Genomic DNA, 16,834 nt, shown 5'->3' on the forward strand with positions numbered 1-16,834 from the left:
TCGAAGCGAGGGCTTTGTTCTTTAGCCTGCGGAGCACCGGACTTTTTTCTGTTGGGTCTTTATCATCGTGCGGGTCGGACTCCGCGCCGACTTCGTCCATTCGATGTGCTATCGCCAGGGCATAGACAACAAGGGGCCGCTGCCACCGAACGTGCCCGGGCGAGAGCTTAGGACAGGAACTTCGAGGCCGACGCAGCCGGGAGAACGATAGTCCATGGAGTTGTCCTTTCCTTTGTCAGTGGCCGAGCAACGTTTCGAGGTCGATCGCTTCGGCCATCGCCATATTGCCCTTGTCACCGGGATGAAGGTGATCGCCGGAATCGAAAGCGGGAGCGATGCGGGCATTGTTGTCCGGATCACGAAGAAGCGCATCGAAATCGACCACCGCGTCAAAGGCACCACTCTCGCGGATCCAGCGATTAACCTCTTTACGCAGTGCGTCCTTGTCGGCGTCGTAGTAGCCGTCGAGCGGAGTGCCGGAGAGAGCGCCATCAAACGGTGTCAGTGTCGCGCCGATGACCCGGATGTTGCGCGCGCGCGCCAGGGCAATGAGCTGCCTGTAGCCTGCGATCATTGCATCAGCGCTCGGCCGCTTTGCTTGCGAAGCGAAGGCGGTGCCAGGCCACGAGATATCATTGATGCCGATCAAGACAATGAGCGCCCTCACGTTGGGCTGCGAAAGCACATCCCGATCCAACCGGGCAGCGGCGTTCACACCCATCTTGTCCTCAAGCAGGCGGGCGCCGGAAATACCGGCATTTAGCACGGCGACGTGCCGGGGCGCGAGGCGTTTTGCAAGAAAGTCGGGCCAGCGCGCATCGGCATCGACCGTTGCTCCGTTACCATCGGTAATGGAGTCTCCGATGACGGCAACCGCGCCGTGGTTCGGGGTGTCGGCCAGCACGTCCGTCAAAAGAACGCGGGCATCGGTCGTTTCAGTAGCCGGAAAGTCCCCCGCGAGAGTGAGATCGCCCTTCCCGAACCAAGCTGTCTGGCGTCCATCCCAATGGAAAGTGGACAAGCGAGTTTCCCCCGGAAGAAATATGGAAACCGCAAGGCGCGATTGGTCGTCGGCGGCCATGTCCACTGGATCACTTACGGCCGGCGCGCCAGGCGGTATGGCGACGCTCCTTTTGCCGCCGAAAGTAAGCATTCGGATAGCCGACGACGATACCGTTCCTTGCTGACCGGCGGGAGCGACGCTCACGGCGCCAATCGTCAAAGGCCCGTCTCCATAGGTATTGGAAAAGACCAAGCGCAGCCGCGCACCACCGAGGCTGATTCGAACGATCTGCCGGAAAGTCTGGTCTTTCACCGTAGCCGGGATCTTTGTGGGGAACGCAAAATCCGCTCCCCAGATGGGTTGTGGACTGGCGGTCCAAGTGCCGACCCAACGCCCGTCATCGGCGGTCACCGGCGCGGCGCCGAAAAGCATGGCTGTCAGGGCAAGCGCGCCCACAAGCCTGCCGGCAAGAGTGGACCTCCGACTGCCAATGTCGTCGGAGGTGACGCGGTGTATTTCAAGCGGCATTGTTGTTTCCATCCTCTTGTTCACGAGCAGAGCGCGCGTTGGGCGATCCGGGTTGCATCGCAGTGCCTCGGACATAGAGATAGACCCTGAGGAGGCGGTGATATAGTGTGCCGACTTTCACACCATTTATGAATTCAAGGACCAATTAGGCGCGCTGAAACCAACCCTGCCGGCGAAATGGAAGTGTTATCTACGCGGTCGAGCGGGAGGATTCTCGGACCGCTGCGCTCGCCTGCCGTATGACGCCGTCCATGGTCAACAGATTGGTATTCAGGTCAGAGGCACGCCTTGGCACGCGATGGGTGAACCGCTCGACACCAGCGTTCCAGCTAACACGGAGGGATGCGCTTTCAATAAGCGCGCCACGCGAAACCTCGCGGATATCGAGGCAGACGAAGGCGCTGGCACCGGCGAACAACCTGTCAACCATATCCGGGTCAATACAACCGCCTCTTATGCTTCACCTATCCTCGTCTTAGCTTTACCGTGCACGCCGATAGCGCGGCCGGCCGCCTTGTGCCAGTGCTGGGCCCCTTGAGCTCGGGCGACTGGGAAACCTTCCACGCCCATATCGGCCAAGACGGCCCCACTGTCTTCACGCGTCAGGCCCCTCCTCGGTTTTCTCGCCCAACGCGGTAGACATGATGTCCCCCTGGTGTCGAAATTTCGGAGGTTTTTTAGGTTTGGCGGCTGGCAAGAGCCGCGAGCAATGTGGAGCCTGTGAGAAGGCAGGCAGCCAAGAGAAACGGGCTCCACCATCCCGCATTGTCGAAGAGCACTCCGCCTGCAAAAGCGCCTCCCGCTATTGCGAGCTGGATCAACGCGACTTGCAGTCCGCCCGCCGCCTCCAGGTCTCCGGGAATGATCGCCGCCATCCATGTGTTCCAGGCCACCGGAATGGGGGTGGAGAAGAAGCCCCACATTACGAGCAGGAAAGCCGTGACTGCTGCGTATGGGCCGAGAGCGATCAGCAGAAGGGCGATGATTGCAAGCGCACCTGGCAATCCGATCAGCAGAGTTGCGAGATGCCGCCGGACGACGAAACCGATGACGGTCGTACCAGTTAGGCCGCCGAGGCCGAGGCCGAGTAGCACGATGGAGAGGGCGTTCACTTCCAGTCCAGTGACGCTTTCGAGGAATGGGCGGAGGTAGATTGACAGCGAGTTCTGGCCGATGAAGGCGAGGCCAGTTGCCGCCATACCGATGGCGAAGGTGCGGTTGCGCAGAAGCCCGAAGATTTTCTCCACCGATACCGTTGCCGTCGCTGGCATCTTCGGCAGGATGGCAAATTGCCAGACCAGCGCGGCAAGTCCCATTGGAACTGTAATCAGGAAGGTGCCACGCCAACCTATCAGTCCTCCGAGAAAGCTGCCGAGAGGGGCCGCGATGACGACGGCGAGCGCAGTACCGCCTTGGAGCAGAGCGATCGCCTTCGGCAGATCTGACTTCGAGGCCAGACGGGCGAGGATGGCTGTCGACAACGACCAGAAACCTCCAATTGCCACTCCGATCAGCGCCCGGCCTGCCAGGAAGACGGCGAAGGTGGGAGCGAGAGCGACAGCCAAGCTGGAGATGACCAGAATCCCGGTATAGAGCAGCACCACCGCCTTGCGATCCACCTTCGACAGAAGGCCATTTCCGATGAGGCTGGTGAGAACCGCGAAGACGCCTGACATGGTGATGGCCAGCCCGGCCTGTCCTTCTGACACCGAGAGGTCTCGGGCGATCGGGGTCAGTAGACTCACTGGCAGGAACTCCAATCCGACCAACAGGAAGGTGAGGAGTGACAGGCATATCACGGCAGCCCATGGCGTCTCCGCCATTTCGGGAGAAATCATCTCGTCCACTGTCAGCTCGATGGCCATTCCGCGCTCTCCTGTCTGCTTGCCCCACTAGATAGCCATATGAGGCAACGTGCACTAGAAGCTACAATGTGCATGTGTATGTGAAGGAGATTCACCAATGCGACGAGATGAGTTCACTGAGATGAGAGCATTCCTGGAAGTTGCCAAGGAGCGGAGCTTCACGCGCGCCGCCGCCAAGCTCGGTCTTACGCGCTCGGCGCTCAGTCACACGGTCAGCGCGCTCGAGGAGCGGCTGGGCATCAGGCTTCTTTCCCGTACCACGCGGGATGTGGCACCGACGGCCGCCGGAGAACGTCTGATTGAGAGCATTCAACCCCATTTCGAAAGTATCGCCGCCGGGATCAGCGCCATCAGCGCTTTACGCGACAAACCGTCCGGCGCCGTCCGGATCGTCTGCCCCGATGACGCGGTCGAGCTCGTGTTCCAGCGTCGGCTGTCCTCGTTCCTGCGGGATTTTCCCGACGTCACGGTGGAGATCGTTGTCGACAACGGTTTCACCAACATTGTCGAGCGGCAGTTCGATGCCGGGGTGCGGCTCGGCGAGGCCATCGCCCGCGACATGGTGGCCGTGCGCGTAGGGCCCGACGTGTCGTATTCGGTTGTCGCATCGCCCGACTACCTGGAGCGGCACACGCCTCCGGCAATCCCGCAGGATCTGACAGACCATAACTGCGTCAACCTGCGACTTCCAACGTCCGGGGGGCTCTACGCCTGGGAATTCGAACGGGAGGGCCGTGAGTTCAACGTGCGGGTGGAGGGCCAGCTGACCTTGAGCAACATCGCGCCTGCAATCGACGCTGCAGTGGACGGCATCGGTCTCGCCTACGTGCCCACGGACCTCGTTCTACAACATTTCAAAAGCGGACGACTGCGGCCGGTTCTCTCGGAGTGGTGCCCGACCTTCCAAGGCTATCACCTCTATTATCCGAGCCGTCGAAATCCCTCGCCACCCTTCTCGGCGTTCGTCGATGCCTTTCGGCATAGACCGCGATAGCATAGCTCGCAGAACAAGCGCCTCCTATTGATGCTGTGGACGGCTCGTCTGCCGGCATCGTCATGTGCCCCGTTTGCGGTGTTGTTAGGAACCGCATGGGAGGAGCCATGGAGAGATTGCCATGACTGGACTCGACATTGCTAGATTGGTGACAGCCGTGGCGAAAACCCTCGGAAGTGAACGACAAAGGCGTTGATTGCGCTGCTGATTGCCAAGCGTATGGGCGCAAATCTTACGCAGACGGAGCTCGCCTCAAAACTGGGAGAATACCAGTCTTTCGTTGCCCGTCTTGATCCACGCCAGAAAGTTCAAATTCCCGCGTACCATTCGTAGCCGCGGTCTTCCCAGAAGCCGCCATTGCCACCATAAAGGCTGGCGAGGTTGGCAACCACCTCGATCCGCATCAGATATTTCGCGTGCTTGTAGCCCAGTTGCCGCTCGACCCTCAGCCGAAGCGGTGCGCCATGGGGCACTTCGAGATCGCGCCCGTTCATCGCATATGCGAGGATGGTCTGGGGGTGAAAGGCGTCGATGAGGTCGATGCTTTCGTAATACCAGCCGCTGCCATCAAGGGTCTTTTCGTATTCGTCGGCACAATGAAACACGATGTAGCGCGCTTCCGGCTTGAGGCCGACCTGATGCAGCAGCGCGCCGAGCGGCACGCCTCTCCACTGGCCGATTGCGCTCCAGCCTTCGACGCAGTCGTGTCGAGTGACCTGGGTGCGCGACGGCATCGACTTCAACGCGGAAAGCGAGAAGGAAGCCGGTCGTTCGACCAGTCCTCCGACCTGCAACTGCCAGGTCTGAAACTGTCGGCCGAGTAAATCTTGGTACTGTGCACTATCCGGCATGCTCGTGCCGTTGGCGCGGAATATCGGCGAGATATCCGCAACACTGAATTCGCGCGCCAGCGTATCGTCGCCGATCAACAGGCGCTGCGTCTTCATCGTCAGTCCCTCGGCGATCTTCAGCACCGACTGCACCTTCGGGTTCTCGACCAGCGCGTCACATCCGCTGAGCCCGAGCGCTGATGCTGTGAGCGTCGAGCCGATCAGGAACCGGCGGCGGGTCATGAGGCGGGTCATGGCTTACCCTCCATGTTCGCTCCGGTGTTTACTTGCGGCTCCGTCTCGATGGCGTAGCGACCGGTGATCATCGAGCGCATGTTGTTGAAGAGGCCGGAGACCAGCACCATTATGACATGGACGACGACGAAGGCGACCAGCGAACTGGCGGTGATGAAATGTAGGGTCCGGGCTGATTGGCGGCCGCCGAACAGGTCGAGCAGCCATGGAGCGAAGGCATCAAACCCCGGTGACATGGTTAGGCCCGTTGCAATCATCACAGGCAGGGCGACAAAGATCACCAGAAGATAAGCCAGCTTCTGCAGTGCATTGTAGTGGCGCGCCTTTTCGCCCTTTGGGAAGCGCAGCCGGGCATGGTCGGCAATATCGCGGGCAAGGTGCGCCGGAGCGAGCTCGTCCCTCGTGGGCACAAGGTCGCGCCGAAAATGGCGGGCAAGGAAACCGTATGCAACGTAGACCAGGCCGTTGATCACGAACAGCCAGGCGAAGAAGAAGTGCCATCGCCGCCCAGTTGCGAGATCCTGGTAGCTCGGCAGCGTCATCCAATCGGGAAATCCGCGAGCCGTCGGCTCGCCATCGACATTCGACAGGCCAAGGACACCGGTCGTATCGAAGGAAAGGCGGCCGATTCGGGTAACACCCCGGGTGGCACCGTCCTCGTCGACCGCCTCCATGGACACGAAGGATGGGTCGGCGTCAGCGCCGTACTGTCCCCAGTAAAGCGCCGGATGGGCGTTGAATATCTGCAGCCCGCTAAAAAGCAGCACGGTCATGCATAGCACGTTAAGCCAGTGCGACAGGCGTACGGTTAGGCTGTGGCGGCGGATCAGCAGGTGTTTTCTGCCGGTGGTCTGGTCAGGTGCGTCCATGGAGCTCTCACCTAGATTTTGCCAAACGGCGAGGCCCCCGCAAGCGCTTCAGATTGCGGGGGCCTCGATATCATTTCATCGCGTCGCAGTTCTTCATCATCGCGGATTTCTTCATGCTATCTTTTTCCATGCCAGCCTTGTGCATGCAGTCGGACTTGCCTTTGCTCATCTTCATGCTGTCCGTCTTCATACTATCCATTTTCATTGTGTCGTTTTTCTTCATTGTGTCGGTGCTGGTTTGCGCGCTGGCGCTGCCGGCAGCAAGGAAAAGGCCGAAAAGGACTGAGCCCGTGATGGCGACGAAAGGACGGATGGTCATGCTGGTTCTCCCAGGTTGGGTGCGCGCCGCTCTATGCGACGACGGTCACATCGGCTCCTTCGTGCTGGCCTTGCGATGGTTACAAACATCACGCCGATGTGATCGCGAAATTTTTGACGCCCGCAGGTTTCTCGTTTTTCTTTTCGCCCGTGTGTAACCGTTTCTTCACGCGGCCGTATGAGCATTCGAAGACATGAAGCAATTGACCGAGCCAGAGCTGAAAACCCTGATGCTCTTGTCCCTTGGTGGCGACGAGCCGGCTTACCGCTGTCTGCTCGAAATACTGCGAAATCTGTTGGCTAGCTACTACAGGCGCAGGCTCCACGGCTCGGATGCAGCTGATGTCGAGGACCTCGTCCAGGAAACTTTGCTGGCCCTGCATCAGCGGAGGATCACCTATGATCGGGACAGGCCCTTTACGGCGTGGTTCTTCGCGATCGCCCGCCACAAGCTGGTGGATCATCACCGCAGGACAGGCGGCAGATCCTATCTCGGTTTGGAAGCGATCGAGGAAATGGCGAGCGATCGGGGTGAGGATGCGGTGTCGGCGAGCCTCGATGTCGAGCGGCTGCTTGCGGCCCTCCCGGCATGGCAAGGCGAGATGATCCGCGACGTGAGGCTCACGGGGCGTTCCGTTGCGGAGACCGCAGCGGGCAGCGGGCGCAGCGAGGCGGCCGTCAAGATCGGCGTGTTCCGCGGCATACAGGCAATGGCGGCGAAACTGAAAGGCGAAGGCAAGTGAAGACCGATGACCTCATCGATGCTCTGGCACGTGATCTGCAACCGGTTTCGGCCGGCGCACTCGAGCGGGGGCTTGCTTTTTCGCTCGCGTCCGGTCTGGTGCTTTCTGCTGCACTGATCCTGATCGCCCATGGCCTGAGGCCCGACCTGTCGCTGGCGCTGCATCTACCGGTTTTCTGGATAAAATCCTTCTATCCACTGGCTCTTGCTGCAACCGGAATTGGTGCAATGATAAGCGTTGCCCGGCCTGGCGGCGTTCCCATGGCCTGCGGTATGGCCGCCCTTTCCATCTACGTGGTCCTTGTCGCGCTGGGGCTTTGGCAGTTGCATGTTTCTCCGGCCACTGACTACCCGGCATTGATTTTTGGCAGCTCCTACTGGTTCTGCCCGCTGATCATCGTGGCTTCAGCCCTGCCGGTTTTCGCCGCCAATATCTGGTTCCTGCGCCGCGCCGCTCCAACCCATCTCGGGCTGGCTGGCTTCGTCGCTGGCATGACAGCAGGAGCAGTCGGAGCCTGGACCTATTCCTGGGGCTGTACAGAAAACGGCCTGCCGTTTCTTGCACTCTGGTATACACTTGGCATCGGCTTGTGCGGCCTCATCGGAGCGCTTACGGCGCGCCGGCTGCTGCGCTGGTAGCTAAAAACATACGATCCTGAGCCTGACCTGTTCCGTCTGAGCAAAAAAGTGCCGCCGTTCGTCATCATTGTAACGAACCCGCACTACAGGCGCGAGAACGCCCCACATTCTGCCGATGCGATCCGGCATATGCTCGCACACGTCGTTTACCGCACCAATGAAACGGGGACCGTCATTTGAAATGACGCGCCACTCTGCAAGGCTATCACGCCAAATACGGTTTCCCACGCCGCGGTCCATCCCATCGGCGGTGCTCGCCCAAACTAGTCTGGCGCAAGGCACGGATACCAGCGTAGGCCAAAGCACCAGGTGAATGCCTTGCGGTCTTCTTGATGGGATACGAACCGGAGTCAAGAAAATGAAACGCCCTTAAGCGCGTGAAAATTCGATTATTGTTGCGTGGGTTCTATTGTGGAACTGAAATGTACCTCTATCGCTTTTGCGCCGCCCGCACGGGACGGAACACCAACTCACGGACGGAGTGCATTGCAAAAGACGTCGCAGATCACCCGGTGTCCGAGATCGTTTGGATGCGTAATATCGGGAGAAGAAAGCTCACCATCGCCGTGTGCCTTCATTTGTTCGTAGACTGGCGCGTAAAAGATACCAAAACGCTCTGCCAACGCTTGGACAGACTGGACGTAGGCTTCAAAACCCTCGCGTGTCTGGCCGTGGAAGCCGGGGCTTCCGACTGACAACCCTGCCTCGGGGATATAGGGCGGACTGCCAATCGCAAGCCGTTGCGCATGACCTGCCTCAATCAACCTATCCAGGATTCTTGCATAGTCTGCGCCGAAGTTTGCCACGTTCACGGTGTCGGACGAGGCGGTGTAGCGGGCATCGTTGTAGCCGTAAAGAATGAGGATCGCATCTCGATGCGAACTGGCCAGCAATGCCTCGGAAAAGCGTCCAACACCGTTTCCCGGCCGTTCATTGCCATCGGCAAACGGCGACCCTTGAAGCAAGGTTCCCGGAATCGCGAGATTGTGGAGAGGCAGTCCTCCCACTTCAGCAGCAAACAGCGCCGGCCAGGACAGATGCGGCTGGCTGGCGTTGAGGCCGGTGGTGATGCTGTCGCCAAAGACGCGAATTCCGGAAATCCCCTGCATTTTCAAATGCTGTGCAAATGTCATCTATTTTCTCACATCTTGGCGCTTGACAGAAGCAAGGCAGATTATGTTTATACGTATTAGCTGCTAATACGCATTAGCGGTCAAGAGGAGAAAGGGAGGATGCGACGTGGCTGGCACTAAGCGCTTGACACAGCACGATATCGCGAAACTGGCCGGCGTCAGCCAAGCGACGGTTTCCCTTGTGCTGAACGGCGCTCCGACCGCCTTGGCGCGCATCCCCGCGGAAACCCGCGAGCGTGTCCAGGAGGTCATTCGCAAGACCGGATATGTGGCCGATCCGATCGCCCGACGCATGGCCAAGGGCCTCAATCGGATTCTTGGTGTCTTTACCTACGAGCCGGCCTTTCCAAGTGAGCAGGCCGACTTTTTTGCGCCCTTCCTGCTGGGCATCGAGGAGGAAGCGCAGTCGCGGAGCTACGACCTTTTGCTGTTGACGGGCGCTGGCATCGGCCGTGAGCGCAAGATTTTTGCCGACGGCAACCGCCTACGGATCGCCGATGGCTGTCTTGTCCTGGGTCGTGAATTCGATCGTGCCGAACTGAAACGGCTTGTCACAGGGGATTATCCGTTTGTGGCGATCGGCCGACGTGAGGACGCAGGCGGACCTGTTCCCTACGTCGGCGGCGATTACGCGAGCGGCACGCGGGCCCTGGTGGAAGGAGCGCGTGCGCTCGGTCATGACCGGCTGGCCTTCATCGGCCCGAACGGATCGGCCGAATCCGTCGTTGACCGCTGGCGCGGTTTTTCGGACGCGATCACCGGAAGTGCGCAACTGGTTTTGCACGTGAATGAGGTTGGTCGGGGTGCCGCCGAAACCCTCGATGCGATTGTCGCGAGCGGCGCGAGTGCAGTCTTCTTCGTCGAACTGGCCGATGCGGTACGCGTCGAAGCGGCGGCGCGCGAGCGCGGCCAGTCCATTCCGGGCGATTTCTCCGTGGTCGTGCTCGGCAGCCATGTGCGGGCCGAGCGCAGCCATGTGCAGTTTACCTCCTTCAACATTCCCCGCGAGGAGATGGGGCGGCAGGCGACCGCAATGCTGGTGCGCCGAATCGAAGATGCCGCACCTGTCGAACAAATTCTTCTGACCTGCAAGCCGGTCGAGGGTCAAACCCTCGGACCAGTAACGAAACGGACCTGAGAGCGTGACAGACATGACGGCAAAAGAGATGCGAGCGGATATTCTGGTTGTGGGCGGTGGCCTTGGCGGCGTGGCGGCTGCCCTTGGCGCCTGCCGAGCCGGCAAGAGCGTCATCATGACCGAGGAATTCGACTGGATCGGCGGTCAGTCGACCAGTCAGGCTGTGCCTTCCGATGAGCATACTTGGGTGGAACAGTTCGGCATCACCCGCTCTTATCGCAAGCTGCGCAACGGCGTGCGGCAATATTATCGCGACCATTATCCGCTGACCGAAGGCGCCCGTGCATGGAGTGACCTCAATCCCGGCGGCGGCTGGGTGAGCCGCATCTGCGCTGAGCCGCGCGTCAGTCTAGCGGTGTTGGAAGCAATGCTGATGCCCTATCGGGGCGCCGGCCGTCTTCGTGTGCTGCAGCCCTATCGTCCCGTCGCTGCCGATGTCGAGGGTGACAGCGTGCGTCTCGTTACCGTTCGCCACCGCGATACGGGCCGCGAGATCGTCATCTCGGCCGACTATGTCCTTGACGCCAGCGAGCTCGGCGACCTGCTACCGATGACCGGCACGGAGTATGTGAAAGGCTTCGAGGCGCAGTCCGATACCGGCGAACCGAGCGCACCTTCCGAGGCCCAGCCGGACAATGTCCAGGCAGTCTCGATCTGCTTTGCAGTCGATTGTGTCGATGGCGACCAGACGATCGACAAGCCTGAGAATTACGATTACTGGCGCAAATACCAGCCACATTTCTGGGGAGGTCCGCTGCTCGGCTTTACTGCGCCCCACCCGCGCACGCTGGAATCTACCACGCGCGGCTTCACGCCCAATGTCAATGACGATCCGCTGCTGGTCGATGCCGATCAACGCAAGGGCGGTGGCGATGAAAACCTCTGGCTCTTCCGCCGCATCGCGGCGCGACACAATTTTCAGCCCGACTTCTATCAGTCCGACATCTGCTTCGTGAACTGGCCGATGATCGACTATATGGACGGAACGATCATAGACGTCTCGGACGAAGAAAAGGCGCGGCATCTGAAGTCGGCAGCGGATCTTTCCTACTCGGTCTTCTATTGGCTGCAGACGGAAGCGCCCCGCATCGATGGGGGCCAGGGTTATCGGGGCCTGCGACTGCGCGGGGACGTCACCGGAACCGAGCATGGCCTTGCGATGGCCCCCTACATCCGTGAAAGCCGCCGCATCAAGCCGATCACCCGTATCGCCGAACAGGATCTCTCCCATGCGGTGCGCGGCGATAAGGGCGCGGTAAACTACCGCGACAGCGTCGGTATCGGCATGTACCGCATCGACCTGCACCCTTCGACCGGGGGGGACAACTACATCGACGTCCCGTCCTGCCCCTTCGAGATCCCCCTCGGAGCCCTCTTGCCGCAGCGCATGACGAACCTGATCGCCGCCGGCAAGAATATCGGTACAACCCATATCACCAACGGTTGCTACCGCCTACACCCGGTCGAATGGAACATCGGCGAAGCGGCTGGCATGCTCGCCGCATATTGCCTCGACAAGGGGCTCAAGCCCCATCAGGTCCAAGAAAACGACGCGCATCTCCACGACTTCCAGCAGGAAATCGTGCGAGAGGGCATTGAAATCCGCTGGCCGGTTATCTCGGCTTACTGAGAAGGCTTCAGGGCAACCCAACTGTGGAGGAGGAACGGGAATGAACAAGAACAAAGGAATAAAATCGGCATTGGCGGCGCTTGCGCTGACCCTGCCGCTTGCCTGGAGCGGTATCGCCGCCGCCCAGGATGCCGTTAACCTGCGGATGACCATCTGGAGTGCGGCAGAGCCGCATCTGAAGCTCTTCAACGAGATCGCAGCCAACTTCAAGAAGGATCACCCGAACGTCACCGTTACCTTCGAGTCGCTGCCGTTCGACACCTATACGACCGCGCTCACCACGCAGATCGCCGGGGGTAATGCACCCGATATGGCCTGGATCTTCGAGACGACTGCCTATGACTTCGTCAATTCAGGCGCGCTCTATCCACTCACCGATACGCTGAAGGCGACACCGGGCTACAATCTCGACGAAGTAAGCGCGACAGCGACCGAGCGTTGGCAGAAGGACGGTGTGCTCTATGCCTATCCCTTCTCCACATCGCCCTTTGCAGTCTTCGTCAACAATGACGTGATCAAGGCCACTGGCGCCAAGACACCCGGCGAGATGATCGCCGCCGGCGAATGGAACTGGGACAACGCGATCGCAACGGCTTCGGCGGTTGGTAAGACCGGCAAGGGCGGCCTAATCGTTCGCGACTTCAATTACCAGATCTGGCAGAACCTCGCCTCCGTCTGGAGCGGCTTTGGCGCGGCGCCCTGGAGTGCCGACGGCAAGACCTGCACGATGACGGAAAAGCCGATGGTCGATGCGCTGACCTTCATCCACGATGCGATCTTTGCCAAGAAGGCGATCCCCGGCCCCGGTGAAAACGTCGACTTCTTTGCCGGCAATGCCGCAATGACCATTACCCAGATCAGCCGCGCATCGCTCCTGCCGAAGGACAAGCCCTTCTCTTGGGATCTCGTGCCGCTGCCGACGGGACCTGCCGGTGACTATGCGCTGATCGGCCAAGCGGGTATCGGCGTCATGCAGTCGGGCAAGAATGCCAAGGCCGCCTCCGAGTTTATCGCCTACATGACGAACCCGGAAAACTCGGCCAAGCTCAGCCAGTTCTTCCCCTCGGCCCGCAAGTCGTTGCTCAATGCGGAAGTACTGAAGAAGACCAACCCGCTGCTCAGCCAGGAGCAGATCGACAAGGTCGTCATCGCCGGCATTGAGAGCGGGAAGGTTATTCCTGGCCACACGGGCTTTGCCCAGATCCAGCAGACCGTGCGTTCAGGCCTCGACGCCGTCTGGCGTCCCGATGCCGATATCGCCGGCACGCTGCAGACGATATGCGGCCAGATCGGCCCGTTGCTCAAGCGCTGAGGAGACAATTGATGGCTGTCGCACACGACAACGCAAAACCGGAAGGCCGCTCCTCGGCGCCGTTCTGGACGGTTGCGCGGCGCGACAGCCTCGCTGGCTTCCTGTTCATCGCGCCGCAACTGATCGGGATTATTATCTTTGTGCTGATCCCGCTCGGCCTCGTCTTCTGGTATTCGCTGCACGAGTGGAATGTGCTCGCCAATACGTTCACCTATACGGGCGCGCAGAATTACCAGATGCTGATCGACGACCCGAACCTCTTGCAGGTGCTCGGCTCGACCGCGATGTTCTCGGCCGGGCTAGTGATTTTCAACCTGTCGTTGGCCTTGCTGCTGGCGGTACTGCTGAACCAGAAGCTTGCCGGCATCACCATCTTTCGGACCCTGTTCTTCTCGCCGGTCGTGGTGTCGCTGGTGGCCTGGACGATCGTCTGGGGATTTCTGTTGCAGAAGAATGGCGGAATCAATGGCATGCTCCAGCTGTTCGGGCTCGAGGGGCCGAACTGGCTGCGTGGCGAAACCACCGCAATGATCTCGGTGATCGTCGTTCAGGTATTTAAGAATGTCGGACTCAACATGATCCTGTTCCTGGCAGCTCTCCAGGGCGTGCCGAACGAACTTTATGAGGCGGCCCGTATCGATGGCGCTCCGCGCTTCAAGCAGTTCCGGCGCATCACCTTGCCGCTGATCAGCCCGACCATTCTTCTGACCTCAATCATTACCATCGTCGGGTCTCTGCAGGTCTTCGCCCAGATCGCGGTGCTGACACAGGGCGGGCCTGGTCTTTCGACGACGGTGCTCGTCTACTATCTCTACCAGCAGGCCTTCCAGTTCCATTTCTTCGGCTACGGCTCGACGCTGTCGATCCTGCTCTTCCTGATCGTCGCCATTTTAACCTTCGCCCAATGGCAATTGCGCAAAAGGATCGTATTCTATGAAAGCTGAGATCTCGCCGCGCATTAAGGTTTTTGTTTATGGGCTGTTGTGCGTGCTTCTTATTCCCTTCGTCTTCCCGACCTGGTGGATGGTCACTTCCTCGGTGAAGCCGATCAGCGATGTGTTCGCCTTTCCGCCGCAACTGGTGCCGCAAAGCTACGACTGGACGACCTATAGCAAGGTCTTCGAGCTGCAGCCTTTTGTGAAGCAATATTGGAACTCGGCCTATATTGCCGCCATCGTCACGGTGGGCACGATGATCGTCTCCTCGATGGCAGGCTACGCCTTCGCGCGTATCAAGTTCCCCTTCGCCAACACGATCTTCATGATCGTTCTGCTGGGCCTGCTGATCCCTTCGGAAGTGACGATCGTGCCACTCTTCCAAATGTTTCTAAAGGCCGACATGGTCAACACCCATTGGCCCCTGATCCTCGTGCCGATCTTTGGTACGCCGAGTGTCTTTGCCACATTCGTCATGCGGCAATTTTTCGTCACGTTGCCGGTTGAGCTGGAAGAGGCCGCACGCGTCGATGGCCTTGGACGTTTCAAGATCTTTCGCAAAATTGCCCTGCCGCTTGCAAGACCCGCGCTCGCCTCGGTGGCGATCTTCACCTTCCTGCATTCCTGGAACCTCTATCTGGAACCGATCGTCTTCCTGTCGAGCGCCGACAAGTTCACTTTGCCTCAGGCGCTGACTCAATATACCGACGCCTATGGCGGGCCGATGTGGAACATCCAGCTCGCCGCGGCGACGCTTACGGCCCTGCCTGTTCTCATCATCTTTATCATCGCGCAGAAGCAATTCGTCGAAGGGCTCGCGCATACCGGCCTCAAAGGCTAAAAACCGGATTTCTCCTATGGCTGAAGTTACCCTCTCCCGTGTCCGCAAGAGCTATGGCGCCCTGGACATCATCCATGGTGCGGATCTTGGTATCCGTGACGGCGAATTCGTCGTGCTGGTCGGCCCATCCGGTTGCGGCAAGTCCACCCTGCTTCGAATGATCGCCGGACTTGAAACAATTACCGGAGGGACGATCCAGATCGGCGGGCGTGTGGTCAACGATCTGGACCCGAAGGATCGCGACATTGCCATGGTGTTCCAGAACTACGCGCTCTATCCGCATATGACGGTTGCAACCAATATGGGTTTCTCGCTTGAACACCGCGGTACCAGCAAAACAGAGATTGCCGAACGGGTGAGCTGGGCAGCAGACATCCTCGGCCTGTCCCAACTTCTGGGTCGCTATCCGCGCCAGCTCTCCGGCGGTCAGCGCCAGCGTGTCGCCATGGGCCGGGCGATTGTCCGCAATCCGCAGGTCTTTCTCTTCGACGAGCCGTTGTCGAACCTTGACGCCAAGCTGCGCGTGGTTATGCGCGCCGAGATCAAGAGCCTGCATCAGAAACTCAGGACCACGACGATCTACGTCACCCATGACCAGGTCGAGGCCATGACCATGGCTGACAAGATCGTCGTTTTGAATGCCGGGCGGGTCGAGCAGATCGGCGCTCCGCTCGATCTCTACGATCGCCCGGCCAATCAGTTCGTGGCCGGTTTCATCGGATCGCCATCCATGAACTTCCTGAGCGGCGCAATCACCGATAAGGGATTTGCCGCACCAGGCGTCGTCTTGCCGCTGCCGCAGACAGCAGCAGGATTGAACGGCCGCAAGGCCGTCTACGGGATCCGACCCGAACATTTCACGTTCGACGATGCTGGCGTGCCGGCAGAGATTGTCCTTGTGGAGCCGATGGGTTCGGAAACGCAAGTGACGATGTTGCTCGGTGAAACACAGGTCACCGGCGTATTCCGCGAGCGCATTTCGCTCCCGTCCGGTGCGACGATCCGCGTTCGTCCGGAACTCACCAATGTCCATCTTTTCGCCGCTGATGGCGGACCGCGTCTGACCTGAGGCTTTCCATGCCGGCTTATCCAGAAACCAGGCTCACCAGGGCCCTCCGAAACGCTGAATTCCCCGTCATCGTCTCACTCGCGCGTCACGATCTCGATCTCGCCAAGGCTGCCATCGATTCGGGTGCTTTCGCGATCAAGGTTCATCTCAACGCATATCATCGCGCTACCGGCACGACCTTTGGCAGCTTTGCCGAGGAGCAGCCGTTTTTCGAGGATCTTGCAACCCTCGGCGTGCCGCTACTCGTCATGGCCGGACAGGAAAAGGTTCCCGACGCACGGGAGATGGACGCGCTCGCCGCTCTCGGATTCGAAGGTTTCAACATCTATCTCAGCGACATGCAATCGCATCTTCTGCAATCGAGGCTCCGGCCCATTCCGGCGCTTGGAGAGGCGAGCACAGATGAGGACCTGCAGAGGATTCTCGGCATTCCCGGTGCCATGATGGAAGCTTCGGTGGCTTCCTTCGCCGACTACGGGAAGCCGCTTGAGGAGACGGATCTTGCCCGCTACCGGGCGATCACGAGCAAGGCAAGTCTTCCGGTCATCGCCCCAAGCCAGAAACGGTTCGTACCGGATGATATGACGAAGCTGAGGGATGCGGGTATTGCGGCTCCCCTCCTCGGCGTTGTCGTCACCGGCACGACGCCGGCGAGTATGAGAGCGGCAGTACAGCCGATTGTCGCCGCGGCGCAGCATTAAACTGCGCAGCCCTTGGCCGCCGCTTTACTCCG

The 16,834-nt window shown here is 59.8% G+C and carries 17 protein-coding genes and 1 pseudogene; 11 read left to right on the forward strand and 7 right to left on the reverse strand.

Annotation, left to right across the window (positions count from 1 at the left end):
- Positions 1 to 235: 235 nt before the first annotated feature.
- The 3 genes from ASC97_RS08480 to ASC97_RS08490 all read right to left on the reverse strand — a co-directional run bounded on the left by ASC97_RS08480 (position 236) and on the right by ASC97_RS08490 (position 3,396).
- Positions 236 to 1,531: an SGNH/GDSL hydrolase family protein gene (locus ASC97_RS08480; RefSeq protein ID WP_057467917.1), complete on the reverse strand. Its 1,296-nt coding sequence runs from the start codon at positions 1,529 to 1,531 to the stop codon at positions 236 to 238.
- A gap of 190 nt (positions 1,532 to 1,721) precedes the next feature.
- Positions 1,722 to 1,961 (reverse strand): hypothetical protein, encoded by a 240-nt coding sequence (locus ASC97_RS08485; protein ID WP_057467918.1) that lies wholly within the window; start codon positions 1,959 to 1,961, stop codon positions 1,722 to 1,724.
- 247 nt (positions 1,962 to 2,208) lie between these two features.
- Positions 2,209 to 3,396, reverse strand: coding sequence for an MFS transporter (locus tag ASC97_RS08490; protein WP_057467919.1), 1,188 nt, complete (start codon positions 3,394 to 3,396; stop codon positions 2,209 to 2,211).
- A 97-nt stretch (positions 3,397 to 3,493) separates the two neighbouring features.
- Here ASC97_RS08490 and ASC97_RS08495 point away from each other — a divergent pair, with 97 nt between their 5' ends.
- Both ASC97_RS08495 and ASC97_RS35095 read left to right on the forward strand, forming a co-directional pair.
- On the forward strand, positions 3,494 to 4,390 hold the full coding sequence (locus ASC97_RS08495) for a LysR family transcriptional regulator (RefSeq protein WP_057467920.1): 897 nt from the start codon (positions 3,494 to 3,496) through the stop codon (positions 4,388 to 4,390).
- A gap of 121 nt (positions 4,391 to 4,511) precedes the next feature.
- Positions 4,512 to 4,696, forward strand: a pseudogene (locus tag ASC97_RS35095) (hypothetical protein); the annotation flags it as partial.
- Positions 4,697 to 4,698: 2 nt separating this feature from the next.
- On the opposite strand, the gene ASC97_RS08500 reads toward ASC97_RS35095, so the two are convergent.
- The 3 genes from ASC97_RS08500 to ASC97_RS08510 all read right to left on the reverse strand — a co-directional run bounded on the left by ASC97_RS08500 (position 4,699) and on the right by ASC97_RS08510 (position 6,663).
- Positions 4,699 to 5,475: a molybdopterin-dependent oxidoreductase gene (locus ASC97_RS08500; protein WP_057467921.1), complete on the reverse strand. Its 777-nt coding sequence runs from the start codon at positions 5,473 to 5,475 to the stop codon at positions 4,699 to 4,701.
- The gene (locus ASC97_RS08505) at positions 5,472 to 6,344 is read right to left on the reverse strand and encodes a cytochrome b/b6 domain-containing protein (RefSeq protein WP_057467922.1); all 873 of its coding nucleotides are present in this window, start codon (positions 6,342 to 6,344) and stop codon (positions 5,472 to 5,474) included. The genes ASC97_RS08500 and ASC97_RS08505 overlap by 4 nt, the downstream gene beginning before the upstream one ends.
- A gap of 70 nt (positions 6,345 to 6,414) precedes the next feature.
- On the reverse strand, positions 6,415 to 6,663 hold the full coding sequence (locus tag ASC97_RS08510; protein ID WP_057467923.1) for a hypothetical protein: 249 nt from the start codon (positions 6,661 to 6,663) through the stop codon (positions 6,415 to 6,417).
- A gap of 193 nt (positions 6,664 to 6,856) precedes the next feature.
- Here ASC97_RS08510 and ASC97_RS08515 point away from each other — a divergent pair, with 193 nt between their 5' ends.
- Complete coding sequence (locus ASC97_RS08515; RefSeq protein ID WP_057467924.1) at positions 6,857 to 7,405, forward strand: sigma-70 family RNA polymerase sigma factor; 549 nt, start codon at positions 6,857 to 6,859, stop codon at positions 7,403 to 7,405.
- Positions 7,402 to 8,043, forward strand: a complete 642-nt coding sequence (locus ASC97_RS08520) for an NrsF family protein (RefSeq protein WP_057467925.1) — start codon at positions 7,402 to 7,404, stop codon at positions 8,041 to 8,043. Before ASC97_RS08515 ends, ASC97_RS08520 begins: the two co-directional genes overlap by 4 nt.
- Before the next feature lie 470 nt (positions 8,044 to 8,513).
- Here the strand turns inward: ASC97_RS08520 and ASC97_RS08525 are convergent, their stop codons facing one another.
- Positions 8,514 to 9,176: an SGNH/GDSL hydrolase family protein gene (locus tag ASC97_RS08525; RefSeq protein ID WP_057467926.1), complete on the reverse strand. Its 663-nt coding sequence runs from the start codon at positions 9,174 to 9,176 to the stop codon at positions 8,514 to 8,516.
- Between the two features lie 106 nt (positions 9,177 to 9,282).
- On the opposite strand from ASC97_RS08525, the gene ASC97_RS08530 reads away from it, so the two are divergent.
- The 7 genes from ASC97_RS08530 to ASC97_RS08560 are packed head-to-tail and all read left to right on the forward strand — an operon-like array spanning position 9,283 to position 16,802.
- Positions 9,283 to 10,314 carry a LacI family DNA-binding transcriptional regulator gene (locus ASC97_RS08530; protein WP_057467927.1) on the forward strand — a complete coding sequence of 344 codons (1,032 nt, stop codon included), beginning with the start codon at positions 9,283 to 9,285 and terminating at the stop codon, positions 10,312 to 10,314.
- A gap of 28 nt (positions 10,315 to 10,342) precedes the next feature.
- Positions 10,343 to 11,944, forward strand: coding sequence for an FAD-dependent oxidoreductase (locus ASC97_RS08535; RefSeq protein ID WP_057467996.1), 1,602 nt, complete (start codon positions 10,343 to 10,345; stop codon positions 11,942 to 11,944).
- Between the two features lie 40 nt (positions 11,945 to 11,984).
- The gene (locus tag ASC97_RS08540; RefSeq protein ID WP_057467928.1) at positions 11,985 to 13,256 is read left to right on the forward strand and encodes an ABC transporter substrate-binding protein; all 1,272 of its coding nucleotides are present in this window, start codon (positions 11,985 to 11,987) and stop codon (positions 13,254 to 13,256) included.
- An 11-nt stretch (positions 13,257 to 13,267) separates the two neighbouring features.
- Positions 13,268 to 14,200: a carbohydrate ABC transporter permease gene (locus tag ASC97_RS08545; RefSeq protein WP_057467929.1), complete on the forward strand. Its 933-nt coding sequence runs from the start codon at positions 13,268 to 13,270 to the stop codon at positions 14,198 to 14,200.
- The gene (locus tag ASC97_RS08550; RefSeq protein WP_057467930.1) at positions 14,190 to 15,032 is read left to right on the forward strand and encodes a carbohydrate ABC transporter permease; all 843 of its coding nucleotides are present in this window, start codon (positions 14,190 to 14,192) and stop codon (positions 15,030 to 15,032) included. Before ASC97_RS08545 ends, ASC97_RS08550 begins: the two co-directional genes overlap by 11 nt.
- Before the next feature lie 16 nt (positions 15,033 to 15,048).
- On the forward strand, positions 15,049 to 16,101 hold the full coding sequence (locus ASC97_RS08555) for an ABC transporter ATP-binding protein (RefSeq protein ID WP_057467931.1): 1,053 nt from the start codon (positions 15,049 to 15,051) through the stop codon (positions 16,099 to 16,101).
- A gap of 8 nt (positions 16,102 to 16,109) precedes the next feature.
- On the forward strand, positions 16,110 to 16,802 hold the full coding sequence (locus ASC97_RS08560) for a hypothetical protein (protein WP_057467932.1): 693 nt from the start codon (positions 16,110 to 16,112) through the stop codon (positions 16,800 to 16,802).
- Positions 16,803 to 16,834 lie beyond the last annotated feature (32 nt).

The sequence above is a fragment of the Rhizobium sp. Root1203 genome, assembly GCF_001424945.1.
GTDB lineage: Bacteria > Pseudomonadota > Alphaproteobacteria > Rhizobiales > Rhizobiaceae > Rhizobium.

What these genes read in the sequence shown, in the direction of transcription:
- ASC97_RS08480 (WP_057467917.1), bottom strand. Translation starts at nt 1,531, where the DNA reads ATGCCGCTTGAAATACACCGCGTCACCTCCGACGACATTGGCAGTCGG.
- ASC97_RS08485 (WP_057467918.1), bottom strand. Translation starts at nt 1,961, where the DNA reads ATGGTTGACAGGTTGTTCGCCGGTGCCAGCGCCTTCGTCTGCCTCGAT.
- ASC97_RS08490 (WP_057467919.1), bottom strand. Translation starts at nt 3,396, where the DNA reads ATGGCCATCGAGCTGACAGTGGACGAGATGATTTCTCCCGAAATGGCG.
- ASC97_RS08495 (WP_057467920.1), top strand. Translation starts at nt 3,494, where the DNA reads ATGCGACGAGATGAGTTCACTGAGATGAGAGCATTCCTGGAAGTTGCC.
- ASC97_RS08500 (WP_057467921.1), bottom strand. Translation starts at nt 5,475, where the DNA reads ATGACCCGCCTCATGACCCGCCGCCGGTTCCTGATCGGCTCGACGCTC.
- ASC97_RS08505 (WP_057467922.1), bottom strand. Translation starts at nt 6,344, where the DNA reads ATGGACGCACCTGACCAGACCACCGGCAGAAAACACCTGCTGATCCGC.
- ASC97_RS08510 (WP_057467923.1), bottom strand. Translation starts at nt 6,663, where the DNA reads ATGACCATCCGTCCTTTCGTCGCCATCACGGGCTCAGTCCTTTTCGGC.
- ASC97_RS08515 (WP_057467924.1), top strand. Translation starts at nt 6,857, where the DNA reads ATGAAGCAATTGACCGAGCCAGAGCTGAAAACCCTGATGCTCTTGTCC.
- ASC97_RS08525 (WP_057467926.1), bottom strand. Translation starts at nt 9,176, where the DNA reads ATGACATTTGCACAGCATTTGAAAATGCAGGGGATTTCCGGAATTCGC.
- ASC97_RS08535 (WP_057467996.1), top strand. Translation starts at nt 10,343, where the DNA reads ATGCGAGCGGATATTCTGGTTGTGGGCGGTGGCCTTGGCGGCGTGGCG.
- ASC97_RS08540 (WP_057467928.1), top strand. Translation starts at nt 11,985, where the DNA reads ATGAACAAGAACAAAGGAATAAAATCGGCATTGGCGGCGCTTGCGCTG.
- ASC97_RS08545 (WP_057467929.1), top strand. Translation starts at nt 13,268, where the DNA reads ATGGCTGTCGCACACGACAACGCAAAACCGGAAGGCCGCTCCTCGGCG.
- ASC97_RS08550 (WP_057467930.1), top strand. Translation starts at nt 14,190, where the DNA reads ATGAAAGCTGAGATCTCGCCGCGCATTAAGGTTTTTGTTTATGGGCTG.
- ASC97_RS08555 (WP_057467931.1), top strand. Translation starts at nt 15,049, where the DNA reads ATGGCTGAAGTTACCCTCTCCCGTGTCCGCAAGAGCTATGGCGCCCTG.
- ASC97_RS08560 (WP_057467932.1), top strand. Translation starts at nt 16,110, where the DNA reads ATGCCGGCTTATCCAGAAACCAGGCTCACCAGGGCCCTCCGAAACGCT.